Origin of the sequence: Candidatus Enterococcus willemsii (genome assembly GCF_009933335.1) — a bacterium.
GTDB lineage: Bacteria > Bacillota > Bacilli > Lactobacillales > Enterococcaceae > Enterococcus_F > Enterococcus_F willemsii.
Genome location: NZ_MAEL01000038.1, coordinates 1 through 16,247 on the forward strand (window position 1 = coordinate 1; position 16,247 = coordinate 16,247).

A 16,247-nucleotide genomic window follows, 5' to 3' on the forward strand; every position below is an offset into this window, starting at 1 on the left:
CACCCTTATAATCAAATAGAAATCACAACATTTTTTTGGACACTTCATATTGGGGTGTCTTTTTTATTTACAAGGAGATGATAAGAATAACAAATCTTACTTTAGGAAGCCTCTTTGACGGTATCGGTGTCTTCCCTCTTGCCGCTCAAAAACAGGGCATTACACTATCATGGGCAGGTGAAATCGAAAAAGCACCGATTCGTATTACAAAGAAACAGTTTCCCCATATGATTCATTTAGGAGATTTAACCAAACTACATGGTGGAAAAATTCCACCGGTTGATATTGTCACGTTTGGATCCCCTTGTCAGAACCTCTCAACCATTGGAAATCGTGAAGGATTAGCTGGCAAAAAATCCAATTTATTTTATGAAGCTATCAGAATTATTGAAGAAATGAGGGATGCCACCAATGGAAAGTATCCAACTCTCGCTATTTGGGAAAACGTCATGGGAGCTTTTTCATCGAATGACCGGATGGATTTTAAGGCCGTCTTGGAAGCCTTCGTTCAAGCCGAAGTTCCAATTCCTCCCTCTCGTCAATGGGCAAATGCCGGTATGGTGCGAGGGAGAAATGTTGATGTGTGTTGGCGAGTCCTTGATAGTCAATATTGGGGTGTCCCCCAACGACGCCGAAGAATCTTTCTCGTCGCAGATTTTAGAGACTTCCGTGCCAGAGAAATATTATTTGACACCCAAGGAATGCAGTCGCATCTTGAAACTTGCGACCAGAACAGGTTGTCGTCCCCCAAAGACAATCGAAGCCTTACTACTAAAGCAGGGCGGCAACTATTCCTCTATCCCTTCCAAGAGCGCCGAATGCGTACGTATGCAAAAGAAAAAAATACCAAAGGATTCGTCTCCAGTTTCGGACAATCAACTGACCCTTTTCCCACTCTCTTAGCAGGTACTGTTGATACCTTTGCTTATTGGCAAGAAGGATTTGAAACTGAAGGGTTTGTTCGGAAGCTCATTCCACTTGAATGTGAGCGAATCATGGGTTTGCCTGAAAATTGGACACAATATGGATTTGATAATCAATTAATCAGTGACTCTGCCCGATACAAAGCACTAGGAAACTCTATCGTTGTTCCCTGTGCGGAATTTATTTTGTCGAATGTCGCAAAGGTCTATGGTAAAGGAGAATCGTATGGTTAAACACGCGAACGCTTAAACGCTGCCCAACAATTATTATGTACCAATTCAATCAATCAGTTGTCTGCGGCGATGCATAACTTCCAATTTTTACAACATATTGACGGCCGAGAAGTGCGTGGACGTCAAGCAATCGCAGAACAATTGATGGAAGTCGAAGAATACCTACTGATTGTTAAAAATCAAATACAAACTATTCGGAATTTATACAAGGAGAAATAAAAATGGATAACACAATTCAAGTATACGTCACCAACCTTAGTCGATTTGAGTATGACGGACTAATTATTGCCGCTTGGTTCACCCTACCTGTTTCTTTGGATGAACTAAGAGAAAAGCTACAATTGGAAACAGATGAAAGTTATGAAATTGAAGATTGGGAAGCCCCTTTCCGATTAACAGACGATGGGGATATTCTCACACTCAATCGTTTAGCGCTTTTAATCGAGGAAAACTGTCACTATGACTTATTTCCTTATTTAGATGAATTGATTGACTTAGATGTCTTTGAATCTCATGAGGATGGCTTAAAGCGATTAAATCATTTCGAGCACTTTGAAGAAAAGCCAACTGATCCAGATATTTTGGAAGATACCTTTGAGTTATCCGATGGCACCTATTTTACCATTTAAAGCAGTTTGACTAATCCAATAGTTGAGCTGCTTTTTTGTTTGGAAAGGAAGTGTATCAATGAGGAAAATCTCACGTTCCCCGCCGATCACAACAACAATTTTTAAGCTTATTTCAATACAAAATTTTGAATGAAAAGAGGAAAAACAATGGAATTAAAACACGTAGTACCGATTATGAAAGACACATTTGGACACTTAGAATTTGCGGGCGAAGGAAATGTTGAACAACGACGCATCAATGGTCGTTTAGCTACTGTTTCTCGTAGCTATAACCTATATTCAGATATACAACGTGCTGATGATATTGAGGTGATTTTACCTCATACAGCCGGAGAAAAATTCTTTGAAGTGGAAGAATCGGTCAAATTGATTAACCCACGCATTATCGCAGAAGGTTATAAGATTGGCGAACGAGGATTCACGAATTACATTTTACATGCAGACGATATGGTCAAAGCCTAAAGGAGGAAAATACACATGAGATTAGCACAAGGAATTATTATCGACAAAGAAAAAACGTTTGGACGGTTGAAATTTTCTGCACTACGTCGGGAAGTTTTTCTAAACAATGAAGATGGCAGTGTATCAACTGAAGTCAAAGAACGAACCTATGATTTAAAATCACGTGAACAAGGACGAATGATTCAAGTCAGTATTCCCGCTTCAATTCCATTACGAGAATTTGATTACAATGCTGAAGTGGAATTAATCAACCCAATCGCAGACACCGTAGCCAATGCGACTTATCGTGGGGCGGATGTTGATTGGTACATTAAGGCCGATGATTTGGTTCTAAAGAATAAAACCACACCGAAAATTGAGCCAAAGAATAAACAGGGATAGCCCATGAAACTCTTACAAAGAAAAGGAAAACGAATCAGACCAAGCGATAAACACTTGGTCTTTCAGTTTTTCTTTGGTGCTATATTAAGTTGTTGGTTACTTGCATTTTTTCCCTTTCATCTGGCTTTTTTCAGTCGAACTACTTGGCAACTAGAGGAATTTAAACAACACTTTTTCAGTCCCTATGGTAGTCTATCACTCGTCTTCTCACTTCTTACTGTTGGTTTTCTCCTCTATTTACTGTATCGGTATGGGTTCGATTATTACAAGAGTTTAACCCATCGTCAAAAACTCGCTCGAATGATTCTAGAAAACGGATGGTTAGAAACAAAACAAGTGGAAGAATTTCAACTCTTTGAAGATTCCCCTGCTAAAAAGAAAGAAAAAATCAGCTACTTTGCTAAGTTCTACTATCGAATGCACAACGGACTGATTGTTATTACTGTTGAAATCACATTAGGTAAATACCAAGATCAATTGTTACGCTTAGAGAAGAAATTGGAATCAGGCTTGTACTGTGAGCTAGTCGATAAAGAACTCAAAGACTCTTTTGTGGAATACACCCTACTCTATGACACGATTGCCAATCGAGTTTCAATTGAAGAGGTTTCTGTGAAAGATGGGGCTATGCAATTGATGAAAAATTTGGCGTGGGCTTTCGATTCTTTGCCTCATATGTTGATTGCAGGTGGAACCGGTGGTGGGAAAACGTATTTCATTCTTACGATTATTGAGTCCCTTCTTCAAACCAACGCCAAGCTGTTTATCCTTGATCCCAAAAATGCCGATTTAGCGGACTTAGGAACAGTGATGGATAATGTCTATTACCAAAAAGAAGAAATATCTGCATGTATCGATGATTTTTATGCTCGCATGATGGCGCGTAGTCTCGATATGAAGAAAATGCCTCATTATAAAACAGGCGAAAATTACGCTTATCTAAACCTAGAACCAAACTTCCTTATTTTTGATGAGTATGTGGCGTATATGGAAATGTTGAGTGCTAAAGAAAATATGGCAGTCATGAATAAATTAAAACAAATCGTCATGTTAGGTCGGCAAGCGGGATTCTTTATTATCTTGGCTTGTCAGCGACCGGATGCAAAATACTTACAAGATGGGATTCGTGATCAGTTTAATTTTCGTGTGGCACTTGGGCGTATGAGTGAGCTTGGGTATTCCATGATGTTTGGAGATGTCGATAAAGATTTCTTTTTAAAACAAATTAAAGGCCGAGGATATGTAGATGTTGGAACCAATGTCATTAGCGAATTCTACACACCACTTGTTCCTAAAGGACATGATTTTTTAGAAACGATTGGTGCCTTGTGTCACTCGAAACCATTAGTAAAAAAGGAGGAATCTGAAGATGGAGTTTGATGATTGCATTTATCGTTTGTATGAACTTTCAAGAACTGAGAATGAAGAATTACAACAACGTTTTCACTCTCTAGCTTCTGATGTCAGTAAAAATGGGATTACTGGTTTAGTCCCTATCGAAGAAGGCGGCATTACAGATGGCGTTCCACTCACTGTGGTTCTATCTATCTTACAATCAGGGTTAGAACTAGCCACCTCTCCTTTTGACCGGACAAAAATTGAAGCCTTGTATAATGACTTACTTTCAGAAGGTATCGATGGCTATACGAAATAGCACGGATAGAAGCGGAATTTTTAAACAAACTGCGGTATAGTTAATGTAACAAGATGGGAGGAATTGCCATGTCTCACTTTACCCGTACTGTTTTTACCAGTTTGCATCCAGCCTATTTGATCCGTCAGTATATCTTTAGTGGTATTGTCACTGCGTTTTTCTATTTTTCAAGTCCTGATACTGCCCCTACTTCATTTTATGTCTTTTTAGGATTAAACTTTCTTCTCTATCCATTTGCTATGTTTGTTTATGATTCGATTGTCTCTCTTTTAATGGGGAATAATGTGTGGATTACCAGTGGCATTTTTGCCTTCATTTGGGGCTTCATCAAAATTTTATTAATTTACTTCTTTAGTGTTTTGATTGCGCCAATTGGCATCCTTATTCTGTATTTTACAAATCGTTAGAGAATTAGATTATAAAGGTCTTCCATTCGTCCCGTAGAAAAGATGTGAAGGATCGAAGGAGCCTGTGACTGATACTTTATATCTTTTAGAGGGGAAACATGAGCGTAGTCGAATGTATAAAATCAAGAATATCAACAATTTCACTGCCCATTAGTGGAAAGAACAACGTAATAAACGGAACACAGACAGAAAAAGTCATGACGGCAGCGCATAAGTCATGGCTTTTTCTTATCTGGTGGGTGTGGCTTGCCACGCCCACCTTGATTAACCCCCCCATTCTAACAGGGGGGTAGAAATACAAAAATAATAAGCAATAAAGGCTTAGGAACTTTGATACAACAAACTTTCTATCGCTTTATGAGGTGTCAACTTTTTTTGAATAGTTGACATCTTTTTTGTTCACTCAAAAAAGAAAGGAGAAGTTGTGTTGATAAACCTCAAACAACAAGTATTAGAACTAAAAGAACGGAGAAAAAACTATGGTGTATCGCAAAATAAACTAGCTACTGCAGTTGGTATCTCAAGACAATACCTTAGTGAAATTGAAACAGAAAAAGTCGTTCCTTCCAGTGAGTTACTTTCAGAATTAGATGTTCTGCTCGAACGTTTCAATCCAGAGTTACCCTTGGAAATGCTATTCGACTATGTACGGATTCGATTTCCAACCACTAATCCAGAAGGAGTGATCGAGAATATCTTAAAACTAAAAATGAAGTATATGTTACATGAGGAATACGCTTTTTACTCGTATGAGGAACAATATGTTTTTGGTGATATCGCGGTCATGGTATCTCATGATATTGAAAAAGGTATTCTCGTAGAAATGAAAGGCAAAGGCTGTCGGCAATTTGAACATTTTTTGTTGGCACAACGAAGAACGTGGGTAGACTTCTTCCTAGATGTCTTTGCAGTAAATGGTGTTTATAAACGTTTGGATTTAGCGATTAACGATAAAGTCGGCTTATTAAATATTCCAGAACTCACGCGTAAATGTCAGAACGAAGAATGTATTTCTGTCTTTCGTAGCTTTAAAAATTATCGTTCAGGTGAATTGGTTCGCCAACATGAAAAAGCTGATATGGGTGATACGTTGTATATTGGTTCGCTAAAATCAGAAGTCTATTTTTGTATCTATCAAAAAGATTATGAGCAATATGTAAAACTTGGGATTCCATTAGAAGAGAATCCAGTCAAAAATCGTTTTGAGATTCGTTTGAAAAATGAACGTGCCTTACACGCAGTGATTGATTTATTAAACAATGGAAACGTTGGCGAAACGACCTTCTCCATTATCAACCGATATATTCGGTTTGTGGATAAAGATTCCAACAAACGTCGTAGTCAATGGAAAATTAATGCGGATTGGGCATTTTTCCTAGGAGAAAATCAGCGAAAACTAAAACTAACTTCAGAACCTGAACCCTATTCGTTTGACCGAACCTTGAATTGGTTGTCACGACAAGTCATTCCTACCTTAAAATTAGCAATGAAAATCGACAAACTCAATCAAACGAGTGTCATCCAAAATATGATTGATTATGCGGAATTATCGGATCGTCAGAAAAAGATTTTACAACAACAAACCCTTCCTGTAGAGGAAGTTATTATTAATTAAAGGAGAATGTGTGATGAACTTTGGACAAAATTTATATAATTGGTTTCTTTCCAATGCGGAATCATTAGTATTAATGGCAATTGTTGTGATTGGTGTGTATTTAGGTTTTAAAAGAGAATTTTCTAAATTGATTGGCTTCTTGATCATTGCCTTAATTGCGGTTGGCTTGGTATTTAATGCTGCTGGTGTAAAAGATGTCTTATTGAATCTTTTCAATCGTATTATCGGTGCTTAGAAGGGAATGAAACCAAATGGATATGCAAGTTTATATCTCCAACTTAGGAAAATACAATGAAGGCGAAATAGTCGGTGCTTGGTTCCAACCACCTATTGATATGGAAGAGGTCAAAGAAAAAATTGGATTGAATGATCAATACGAAGAATATGCAATTCATGATTATGAGTTGCCTTTTGAAATTGGTGAATACACACCCATTTCAGAAATTAATCGATTATGTGCCTTAATTGAAGAGATTGAGGACACAGAAATTTTGAAAGAATTAAAAGAAATTCAGAGCATGTGGTTTTCTAGTTTAGAAGACTTGATTGAACACAAAGACGATATTATCTGTTATTCAGATTGTGATTCAATGGAAGATGTAGCGACTTATTATGTGGAGGAAACAGGCCAACTTGGTGAAGTTCCTTCTAACCTTCAAAATTATATTGACTATCAATCACTTGGACGAGATATGGAGTTGGAAGGGAACTTTTTAGTTACGAGTAATGGGGTGTTTGAATATTTAGGATAGCATAGAAAAATCTAGCATACATCCTAATATTTACTAATCTTTTATATAAACAATTTCTTTCTGTTATAAAACAATTAATACCCTTTTAAAATTAATGATATAATGTTATTAATTTTAAAAGGGGTTGAGTTTTATGGATATTCCGAAATTCATTGATTACTTTATTCATGAAGAAATCGTTATCACTGACAAAGGAAAAGATATCTCTGTTATAAAAATTGAAATAAATGATGATCTGACCGTTTTCGAACAATGGGCAAGACATCTTAGAGAGCATTATTGTTCACTTGAAGAATTGGATGAACTAAGAGAAGGTACTGGTCTTTCTAGAGCTGAATTCCTTAGAGATATGAAGTTTCCCAATCCAAATTTTGGATTGGGTTCAGCAACAATGTCCGGTGATTTTTCAGAAATATTAATTGCAGATTACATTGAATACATCTTGAATTATATAGTTCCAAGAGTACGCTACAGACAAAAATTCAATCGAAATACTTCCACACAAGGAAGTGACTTAATTGGGTACAAAGTAGAGTCTATTGAAACTAATAGTATCAATGATGAAATGTTAATTGTTGAAGTAAAAGCTAGAAATAGTGAATCAAATCCAGAAGCAACTCTACAAAATGCTGTAGATCATTCTGCAAAAGACCTTGTTAGAATAGCTGAATCTTTAAATGCCTCTTACAGAATGTTAAAGAACTATAATGAAGAGGAAGGTATGCGTTTAGTAAGAAGATTTCAAAATCCTACAGACAGACCTCATAAGAGAACTTTTGCTGCAGCAGCTGTTAGTTCGGATAAAGCTTTTTCTAGAGAGTTATTAAAAGAAATCGATACTTCAGAACATCCTAGTCCAGATGTTCAGTTAATAGCTGTACACTCTCCTAAATTTTTAGAATTTATTAAACAAATGTATGTGAGGGCTGCCAATGTTAATTGAAAATAATTCAAAATATTACTTAAAAAAAGTTCAAGCAAAATCAAAAATGTTTGAATACAATGTTCCTCTTGAAGAGCATATCCAAGTAGAATATATGGCACAAGAATTAATAGTCCTTGCAATAGCGACAATTGGTGATGCATCTAATTTTATTTGGGATAATAGATATACTGAATTTTCTTCAAAATTAAATAATGAACTATTTGAAAATTTAAATTTCACATCAATTTACTTTGATTCACTACTTACTTCAGAGATTGGTGAAGCAAGTTATAATGATTATTTTGGATTATTAGGGGCAATTTCTTTCTATCTTTCGGATGCACTTGGAAGTACAAAAGTAATGATAAACAAGATAGATTGGGCAATGGATTTAGAAATTAATGAAATTGATACTTTTCTTTTATATCTATTAGCAGACAGATTGGACGAATTAAAGGGGTACGAGTTTTCCAGTCAATATGGTAATCTCTTCTATTATCTAATATATGACTTATCTCAATTTTACTTAGATGGTACACCCATTGATTTTGAAAAATTAAATGACTTAAAACAAGAAATATATCTATCTCAAAATCCACGAGAGATTCTTTTTGGAGATTCATTATTGGCAGTTTTTATTAAAAAGTATAAAAATTCTGCTTTGAATCTTTTGCCCAATTATTCTGATACGACAATACAAGATTGGGAAGATTTATTGTTAAACAATCATACAATAAAAGAATTGTGGCCTAGTCAAATTTTGCTAGGAGAAAAGAATATTTTTAAAGGTAAATCTGGAGTCATTCAAATGCCTACGAGTTCTGGCAAAACAACTTCAATTGGTTTAATAATTAGATCAGCTTTTATTACCCATCGAACAAAACTTGCCGTTGTTGTGGCTCCATTTAAAGCTCTCTGCAAAGAAATAACTCTAAATTTAATAGAATTCTTTTCAAATGATGAGGTAATCATAAACGAACTGTCGGATATTGCAGAAAAAGATGATATTGCGTTCTTTGATAATGATATCGCTACAAACACATTGATTATACTCACTCCTGAAAAATTACTGTTCTTAATTAGAAATAATAGTGAAATTTTGGAAGAACTTAACTTGATTATTTTTGATGAAGCTCACTTATTCGATGATAGCTCGCGAGGTACTAATTATGAATTGCTTGTTTCAACAATCAGATATTACTTAAATGAATCTTCACAAAAAATACTGATCTCAGCGGTTATTGCGAATAGTGAAGTAATCAATGAATGGTTAAATGGTACTGATGGAGAAGTTATTTCTAACAACAATATTATTTCTTCCCAACGATCAATAGCAATAGGTGATTGGATGGGACAAACTGGACAGTTATATTTTCTAAATCAAGATAATCCTGACATAGATGATTTTTATGTCCCAAGAATTGTTGATATACGTGAAATAAATAGACTTGATAGAGAAAGAGCAAAAAGGTATTTTCCTGACGTGGATTTTCGTAAAAGAAAACTCAATAAACCTTACGATATGCAAATTTATTATGCATTAAAAATGGTTCACAATGGAGCAACAGCTATATTCTCTGGAACAAAAAAAACTGCTGATAAGACCATCGAAAGACTACTTGAACTTGAAGAAAGAGGACTAGATATATCAGCCTTTTCAAATGAAGTTAGTCAAAATGAGAATACAAAAATAGCAAGTCTTATTAATATGAACTTAGGAAGTGATACTGAATATTATATTTCAGCCTTGAAGGGCATATTTATTCATCATGGTAATATTCCTCTAGGAATTCGATTATCAGTTGAATATGCAATGTCGCAGAATTTAATCAATTTTGTAGTTTGTACTTCCACCTTAGCTCAAGGAGTGAATTTACCAATTAAATACCTTATTATTTCAAGTCTCTATCAAGGAAAAAGTCAAATGAAGGTTCGTGATTTTCACAATTTATTAGGTAGAGTGGGTAGAGCAGGTAAGCATATTGAAGGAACGGTTATATTATCAGAACCTTTTATTCATTCTAACAAATCAAATTGGAAATGGAACAGATACAAAAATATGCTAGATATTGATAATTCAGAAGACAGTGAGAGTAATTTATTAAAGCTTGTTAGGCCTATTATAATTGATAAATTCCCCCCTATTAATCTTTGGAATGTACTGCCACAAAAGTATACTAATCAAGAACAGTTTAATGATGTAATCAATAAGATAAAAACCGTAATTAGCAACTCAAATTTTCCGAATAAAATATCAGACTTCAACTTCGAATTAAAGATAATTTTAGATATTTTAAAAGATGTCGAAAACTATGTAATGTACTTTGTGAAATACTTTAAAGATTCAAATCCAAATTTTACTAATATGGTAACTCAGCAAACTTTAGGTTATCATTTGGCTAGCGATAGCGAAAAAGAAAAATTAGTTGAACTGTTTGAGGTAATTAAGACTTATTCTCTTTCTTTCACTGAAGCTGAACTATCTCTTTATTCAATATCCTCTTTAGGATTTGATAACTCTAAAGTCTTGTCTCAATGGATTTCAGAGAAAATTGAAAACATTACTCAAGCAAGGTCAGAATTTGAATTGATTGACATAATCTTTCCTCAGTTAATATTATTCTCAGAAAATAATATTATAAATAGGATTGATGATACTTCTATTTTTACTCAGATATGTGAATTATGGACTCAAGGACAAAGCTATTCTGATATTTTAAACTATTGTCAAAGCAATCAATTCCAAATTAGTAAGCGTAATCAGCTAGTTCCGCTCATATTACAAGATATCATTGAAATATGTGATAACATACTAGCTTACAGCACTATATTACCTCTAAATGGAGTTGCAACATTTATGGAAAATTCCGAAAATGATTCAACACTTCATTTGATTAAAAGTCTACAAAAGAAAATACGTTATGGACTTCCTAGCAATCTATCAATAAATATTTTCGAGCTTGGTTTTTCTGATCGAGTAATTGCTCAAATTTTGGCTCGAATTATTGAAAATTCTTCTTCTTTTACAATTACTTCAATTAGTAAAAGGATAACTAAAGAATTACTTAGACAAAATAAACGAGAGATTGAAGAAGCACTAAAAGTTTTTCCTCAATATTTTCTGGATATATTGAGAAAAATATAAACTATTGAGAGCACCTTTATAGGTGTTCTTTTTTGGAGGTGTTTAAACTGAAAAAACTAAAAAGCTATACCAGTATTTGGTCCGTTGAAAAAGTGATTTATGCCATCAACGACTTTAAACTTCCCTTTCCAATTAGTTTTAGTCAGATGGCTTGGTTTGTTTGTAGTCTGTTTACGGTGATTCTACTGGCTGATATCCCTCCTCTTTCATTGATTGAGGGGGCGTTATTGAAATATGTCGGCATTCCTGTTGGCTTGACTTGGTTCATGAGTCAAAAGACGTTCGATGGGAAGAAACCCTATCGTTTTATTCAAACCGTTGTCACTTATGCCTTCCGTCCCAAACGAACCTATGCTGGAAAAAAAGTAACCTTTGAAAAAGAGAAAATGGATGAAACTGCCACAATTGTAAGGAGTGAATACATTGAATTATCCGATTAAATACATTGAAAACAACCTCGTATTCAATCACGAAGGCGAATGTTTTGCCTATTTTGAATTGTTGCCCTATAACTATTCCTTTTTGACCCCTGAACAGAAACTTCAAGTCCACACGAATTTTCGACAACTCATTGCACAAAATCGTGAAGGTAAGATTCATGCCTTACAAATAAGTACCGAACGATCGATTCGTTCGATTCAAGAAAAAAGTAAAGAAACGGTCACTGGTCGGTTGAAAGACATTGCTTTTCAGCGGATTGATGAACAAACCGAAGCGTTAGTAAACATGATTGGTGACAATCAAGTGGACTATCGCTTTTTTATTGGCTTTAAATTACTGGTCAATGAAGAGGAAGTTTCCTTAAAGAATTTGAAAAAATCTGCCAAAAATACACTCACTACATTTTTTAGAGAAGTGAATCAAAAATGGATGGGTGATTTTGTCGTGATGCCACAAGATGAGGTCCGTCGTTACACAAAAATGGCTGACCTCTTACAAGCAAAGATTGAACGACGTTTCCATATCAGACCCTTAGATAAAAATGATTTTGGCTATTTGATTGAACATCTGTATGGCAAAGAAACAAGTTCTTTTGAGGAATACGAATTCCCTTTACCTCTCAAAAAATTGAAACACCAAACACTCGTAAAACGATATGATTTACTGAAACCCACTCGTTCCTTGATTGAAGAAAACCAACGCTATTTGAAAATTCAAAATGAAGAAACGACGTCTTATGTTGCTTACTTTACGATTGATTCGATTGTGGGCGAATTGGATTTTCCTTCCAATGAGATTTTCTATTACCAGCAACAACAATTCGACTTCCCCATTGATACCAATATGAACATTGAAATTGTTGCCAATAAAAAAGCCTTGTCTACTGTTCGGAACAAGAAAAAAGAACTCAAAGACTTGGACGATCATGCGTGGAATAGTGACAATGAAACAGGAAACAACGTTTTGGAAGCCTTAGAAGATGTCAATGAGTTAGAAGCTGAATTAGACCAGACCAAAGAAGCCATGTACAAACTAAGCTATGTTATTCGAGTGGCAGCTTCTTCCTATGAAGAATTAAAACGTCGTTGCAATGAGATCAAAGATTTCTATGACGATTGGAGTATTAAATTGGTTCGTCCCTTTGGCGATATGTTGGGCTTACATTATGAATTTCTTCCTTCAAGCAAACGATACATCAACGACTATGTGCAATATGTGACTTCTGACTTTCTAGCTGGCTTAGGTTTTGGTGCTTCCCAAATGTTAGGAGAAACAGAAGGAATTTACATTGGCTACAACATCGAGACTGGAAAAAATGTGTATCTTAAACCTAGTTTAGCTAGTCAAGGTGTCAAAGGTTCGGTGACGAATGCTCTGGCTTCGGCTTTTCTTGGTTCTTTAGGTGGTGGAAAATCCTTCTCTAATAACTTGTTGGTGTATTACTCGGTTTTATTTGGGGCACAAGCGTTAATTGTTGATCCAAAGGCCGAACGTGGCAATTGGAAAGAAACCTTGCCAGACATGGCCGATGAAATTAATATTGTCAATTTAACCAGTGAAGAGAAAAATCAAGGCTTGCTTGATCCCTATGTTCTCATGAAACGGAAGAAAGACGCTGAAAGTTTAGCGATTGATATTCTCACTTTTCTAACTGGAATTTCTAGTCGAGATGGGGAACGTTTCCCTCTTTTACGAAAAGCGATTCGATCCGTCACTCAAAAAGAGATTCGTGGTTTGTGGTTAGTCATTGATGAATTACGAGAAGATGACAACCCACTATCGCATTCGATTGCGGATCACATTGAAAGTTTTACCGATTATGACTTTGCCCATTTACTATTTAGTGATGGGACAACGGAAAACTCGATTAGTTTAGAGAAACAGTTAAATATTATTCAAGTGGCAGATTTGGTTTTACCAGACGCCCAATCTAATTTTTCAGATTACACCACTCTTGAATTATTGAGTGTGGCTATGTTAATTGTCATTTCGACTTTTGCTTTGGATTTCATTCATTCTGATCGAACCAAATTTAAAATTGTGGATTTGGACGAAGCGTGGTCGTTTTTACAAGTAGCTCAAGGAAAAACCTTGTCGAATCGCTTAGTTCGTGCAGGACGTGCAATGAATGCGGGTGTTTATTTTGTCACGCAAAATGCGGACGACTTAATCGATGAAAAATTGAAAAACAATATTGGCTTAAAGTTTGCCTTTCGTTCAACGGATAGTCAGGAAATCAAAAAAACATTGACTTTCTTTGGTGTGGATCCCAACGACGAGGACAATCAAAAACGGTTGCGAGAATTAGAAAATGGCCAATGCTTGATTCAAGATTTATATGGGCGTGTTGGTACAATTCAAGTCCATCCAGTCTTTGAAGATTTATTCCATGCCTTTGATACTCGTCCCCCCGTCCATCAAGAAGAGTGAGGTGTATACATTGAAACCAAAATTGAAAAAAATGCTAGGTGTCATTCTTCTAATTGGAGGAATGACTTTTTTATTTCTCTTACTTTTTGGTACTGTCGCTCAGGCGATTGGACTAGTTGATGATACCGTGGACGTACAAAATTTGTATTCACAATATCCTTTGTCTCATTATCAATTGGATTTCTACGTTGATACCGATTGGGACTGGTTGCCTTGGAATTGGAAAGATGGCATTGGCAATCAAGTGCAATATGGCTTATATGCTATGTCTGATTTTATTTGGACCATTAGTTTGTACCTCTCCAATGCGACGGGTTACTTGATCAAACAAGCTTACAAACTGGATTTCATCTCAGACACAGCGAATCAAATTGGTGAAAATATTCAAATATTAGCAGGCATATCAGAAAATGGCTTTTCGACTTCTGGCTTTTATGTTGGCTTTCTGTTGTTGTTTATTCTGATTGTAGGGGCCTATGTTGCCTATGTCGGCTTGCTCAAACGAGAGACATCCAAAGCAATTCAAGCAGTCACGAATTTTCTTGTGGTGTTTGTTTTGTCGGCCGGCTTTATTGCTTTTGCCCCTTCGTACATTCAACGAATTAATGAATTTTCTGCCGATATTTCGCAAGCCAGTTTGGATTTAGGGGGGCAAATTATTTTTCCTCATTCCTCTTCACAAGGAACAGATAGTGTAGACAGTATTCGAGATACCTTGTTTTCGGTACAAGTCGAACAACCTTGGCTTTTACTACAATTTGATAACTCTAATAAAGAAGAAATTGGCGAAAGTCGGGTCAATGACCTGTTGGCAATCAATCCTGATACCAATAATGGGAAAGATCGTGAGGAAGCAGTAAAAAATGAAATTGAAGAACACGACAACCAACAACTAACCTTAACAAAAACGGTCAATCGATTAGGGACGGTTAGTTTTTTAGTCTTGTTTAACATTGGGATTTCCATTTTCGTTTTCTTATTGACTGGCATTATGATTTTCAGTCAAATTCTGTTTATTCTCTATGCAATGTTCTTGCCTATTATTTTCTTGTTGGCTATGTTGCCAACCTTTAGTGGCATGGGAAAAGCGGCATTGATGAAACTCTTTAATACCATTATGTTGCGAGCTGGAATCACGTTGATTATTACGGTGGCGTTTAGTTTATCCACCATGTTGTATAGCCTAACCACCAGTTATCCCTTTTTCCTAGTTGCCTTTTTACAGATTGTGACTTTTGCGGGTATCTACTTAAAGATGGGCGATATTATGAGTTTGTTTAATCTTCAAGCCAACGATTCCCAACAAATTAGTCGAGGGGTTATGAGACGACCAAAACAATATATGCACCGAGGAGCACGACGACTTCAACGAACCATTAGTCGAACCATGATCGGTGGTTCTCTTGGGTATTTGGCAGGCAAAACCAAAGGAAGAAAAAATGCCAAGCAACTTCCTTCAATTGCAGGTACAACGCCTTCCAATGCTCGTGCGTCTGTCCCTTCCAATCAACAAAAAAATGATCGCACACAACGACCAACCACTCGAAGTTATCAGACTGGGCAACAAATTGGGAAAGTCTTGGATAGTAAAAATCGAGCGAGCAATTTTGTGGCTCAAAAGAAACAACAAGTCAAAGAGTTACCTAAAACAGTTACAGGGAATCTTCATCAAACCATTTCTGATTTTAAACAAGGGATGTCAGATGAACGAACGGAATCAGTAACAAGTAAAAACAGACCGGTTGTACAATCTCGAAAAACAAAACAAGAAAAAAAGCGAGGAACAACAAATCCTACGACTGACAAAAACCATCAACGACCAGCTGTTGATTCGGTTCAAGCAGTGAATAAGATACAACAAGCAAGTACGTCAAACAAACGAATAGATTCAGTATCGAGAAAAAATAGACCGGTTATTCAATCTCGAAAAACAAATCGAGAAATGAAACCAATTCGTTCTACTGTTACTCGTCCACCTGTACAACACAGACCATCGAATAAGATCCAAACAGTATCGCAAGAAGTACCACAAGGACAGACAGCTTCCAAAGTACAAGAGCGAATAACCAAACAAAGGAACCGCTCGATAAAACAACAACCTTCTATCAAGCAACAAGCTCCTATTTCTCGCAAGCAACCAACAAGGTACATGACAAATCAGAAACAAACAACGTCAACTGTCCGTTATTCTCAAAATAACCGTCAAAAGAAAAATGTCCGTTTCACACGTCCAATGAAAAGAAAGTAGG

The 16,247-nt window shown here is 35.9% G+C and carries 16 protein-coding genes; all 16 read left to right on the forward strand.

The window, feature by feature from the left end; all coding sequences use genetic code 11:
• Positions 1-77 precede the first annotated feature (77 nt).
• The 16 genes from BAU17_RS06815 to BAU17_RS06885 all read left to right on the forward strand — a co-directional run bounded on the left by BAU17_RS06815 (position 78) and on the right by BAU17_RS06885 (position 16,246).
• Positions 78-1,157: a DNA cytosine methyltransferase gene (locus BAU17_RS06815; RefSeq protein ID WP_172461411.1), complete on the forward strand. Its 1,080-nt coding sequence runs from the start codon at positions 78-80 to the stop codon at positions 1,155-1,157.
• A gap of 69 nt (positions 1,158-1,226) precedes the next feature.
• Entirely contained in the window at positions 1,227-1,376 is a 150-nt protein-coding gene (locus BAU17_RS14100; protein WP_002405418.1) for a hypothetical protein, read from the forward strand.
• A 2-nt stretch (positions 1,377-1,378) separates the two neighbouring features.
• Entirely contained in the window at positions 1,379-1,786 is a 408-nt protein-coding gene (locus BAU17_RS06820) for an antirestriction protein ArdA (RefSeq protein WP_002405419.1), read from the forward strand.
• A 147-nt stretch (positions 1,787-1,933) separates the two neighbouring features.
• Positions 1,934-2,248 (forward strand): YdcP family protein, encoded by a 315-nt coding sequence (locus BAU17_RS06825; RefSeq protein WP_005228395.1) that lies wholly within the window; start codon positions 1,934-1,936, stop codon positions 2,246-2,248.
• 15 nt (positions 2,249-2,263) lie between these two features.
• Complete coding sequence (locus tag BAU17_RS06830) at positions 2,264-2,629, forward strand: YdcP family protein (protein ID WP_002405422.1); 366 nt, start codon at positions 2,264-2,266, stop codon at positions 2,627-2,629.
• Positions 2,630-2,632: 3 nt separating this feature from the next.
• Positions 2,633-4,009 (forward strand): FtsK/SpoIIIE domain-containing protein, encoded by a 1,377-nt coding sequence (locus tag BAU17_RS06835; RefSeq protein WP_002405423.1) that lies wholly within the window; start codon positions 2,633-2,635, stop codon positions 4,007-4,009.
• Positions 3,999-4,283 carry a hypothetical protein gene (locus BAU17_RS06840; protein WP_002405424.1) on the forward strand — a complete coding sequence of 95 codons (285 nt, stop codon included), beginning with the start codon at positions 3,999-4,001 and terminating at the stop codon, positions 4,281-4,283. The genes BAU17_RS06835 and BAU17_RS06840 overlap by 11 nt, the downstream gene beginning before the upstream one ends.
• Before the next feature lie 68 nt (positions 4,284-4,351).
• Complete coding sequence (locus BAU17_RS06845; protein WP_010774565.1) at positions 4,352-4,690, forward strand: hypothetical protein; 339 nt, start codon at positions 4,352-4,354, stop codon at positions 4,688-4,690.
• 424 nt (positions 4,691-5,114) lie between these two features.
• Positions 5,115-6,305 (forward strand): MobT family relaxase, encoded by a 1,191-nt coding sequence (gene mobT, locus BAU17_RS06850; protein WP_060815082.1) that lies wholly within the window; start codon positions 5,115-5,117, stop codon positions 6,303-6,305.
• A 13-nt stretch (positions 6,306-6,318) separates the two neighbouring features.
• Positions 6,319-6,540, forward strand: a complete 222-nt coding sequence (locus BAU17_RS06855; RefSeq protein ID WP_002405428.1) for a hypothetical protein — start codon at positions 6,319-6,321, stop codon at positions 6,538-6,540.
• Positions 6,541-6,556: 16 nt separating this feature from the next.
• Complete coding sequence (locus BAU17_RS06860) at positions 6,557-7,057, forward strand: antirestriction protein ArdA (protein WP_002405429.1); 501 nt, start codon at positions 6,557-6,559, stop codon at positions 7,055-7,057.
• Between the two features lie 133 nt (positions 7,058-7,190).
• On the forward strand, positions 7,191-8,000 hold the full coding sequence (locus BAU17_RS06865) for a Hachiman antiphage defense system protein HamA (protein WP_010774564.1): 810 nt from the start codon (positions 7,191-7,193) through the stop codon (positions 7,998-8,000).
• A complete protein-coding gene (locus tag BAU17_RS06870) occupies positions 7,990-11,127 on the forward strand; it encodes a DEAD/DEAH box helicase (RefSeq protein WP_005231832.1) in 3,138 nt (1,045 codons plus the stop codon). The genes BAU17_RS06865 and BAU17_RS06870 overlap by 11 nt, the downstream gene beginning before the upstream one ends.
• 47 nt (positions 11,128-11,174) lie before the next feature.
• Positions 11,175-11,567, forward strand: coding sequence for a conjugal transfer protein (locus BAU17_RS06875; RefSeq protein WP_025188218.1), 393 nt, complete (start codon positions 11,175-11,177; stop codon positions 11,565-11,567).
• Positions 11,551-13,998 carry a conjugal transfer ATPase TcpF gene (tcpF, locus tag BAU17_RS06880; protein WP_010774562.1) on the forward strand — a complete coding sequence of 816 codons (2,448 nt, stop codon included), beginning with the start codon at positions 11,551-11,553 and terminating at the stop codon, positions 13,996-13,998. Before BAU17_RS06875 ends, tcpF begins: the two co-directional genes overlap by 17 nt.
• Before the next feature lie 31 nt (positions 13,999-14,029).
• Complete coding sequence (locus BAU17_RS06885) at positions 14,030-16,246, forward strand: CD3337/EF1877 family mobilome membrane protein (protein WP_002405434.1); 2,217 nt, start codon at positions 14,030-14,032, stop codon at positions 16,244-16,246.
• Position 16,247 lies beyond the last annotated feature (1 nt).

Bases quoted from the DNA above. Each gene is read 5' to 3' on its own strand.
- BAU17_RS06855 (WP_002405428.1), top strand. From the start codon at position 6,319: ATGAACTTTGGACAAAATTTATATAATTGGTTTCTTTCCAATGCGGAA.
- BAU17_RS06885 (WP_002405434.1), top strand. From the start codon at position 14,030: ATGCTAGGTGTCATTCTTCTAATTGGAGGAATGACTTTTTTATTTCTC.
- BAU17_RS06830 (WP_002405422.1), top strand. From the start codon at position 2,264: ATGAGATTAGCACAAGGAATTATTATCGACAAAGAAAAAACGTTTGGA.
- BAU17_RS06865 (WP_010774564.1), top strand. From the start codon at position 7,191: ATGGATATTCCGAAATTCATTGATTACTTTATTCATGAAGAAATCGTT.
- BAU17_RS06835 (WP_002405423.1), top strand. From the start codon at position 2,633: ATGAAACTCTTACAAAGAAAAGGAAAACGAATCAGACCAAGCGATAAA.
- BAU17_RS06840 (WP_002405424.1), top strand. From the start codon at position 3,999: ATGGAGTTTGATGATTGCATTTATCGTTTGTATGAACTTTCAAGAACT.
- BAU17_RS06845 (WP_010774565.1), top strand. From the start codon at position 4,352: ATGTCTCACTTTACCCGTACTGTTTTTACCAGTTTGCATCCAGCCTAT.
- BAU17_RS06870 (WP_005231832.1), top strand. From the start codon at position 7,990: ATGTTAATTGAAAATAATTCAAAATATTACTTAAAAAAAGTTCAAGCA.
- BAU17_RS06815 (WP_172461411.1), top strand. From the start codon at position 78: ATGATAAGAATAACAAATCTTACTTTAGGAAGCCTCTTTGACGGTATC.
- BAU17_RS06825 (WP_005228395.1), top strand. From the start codon at position 1,934: ATGGAATTAAAACACGTAGTACCGATTATGAAAGACACATTTGGACAC.
- BAU17_RS06860 (WP_002405429.1), top strand. From the start codon at position 6,557: ATGGATATGCAAGTTTATATCTCCAACTTAGGAAAATACAATGAAGGC.
- BAU17_RS06820 (WP_002405419.1), top strand. From the start codon at position 1,379: ATGGATAACACAATTCAAGTATACGTCACCAACCTTAGTCGATTTGAG.
- BAU17_RS14100 (WP_002405418.1), top strand. From the start codon at position 1,227: ATGCATAACTTCCAATTTTTACAACATATTGACGGCCGAGAAGTGCGT.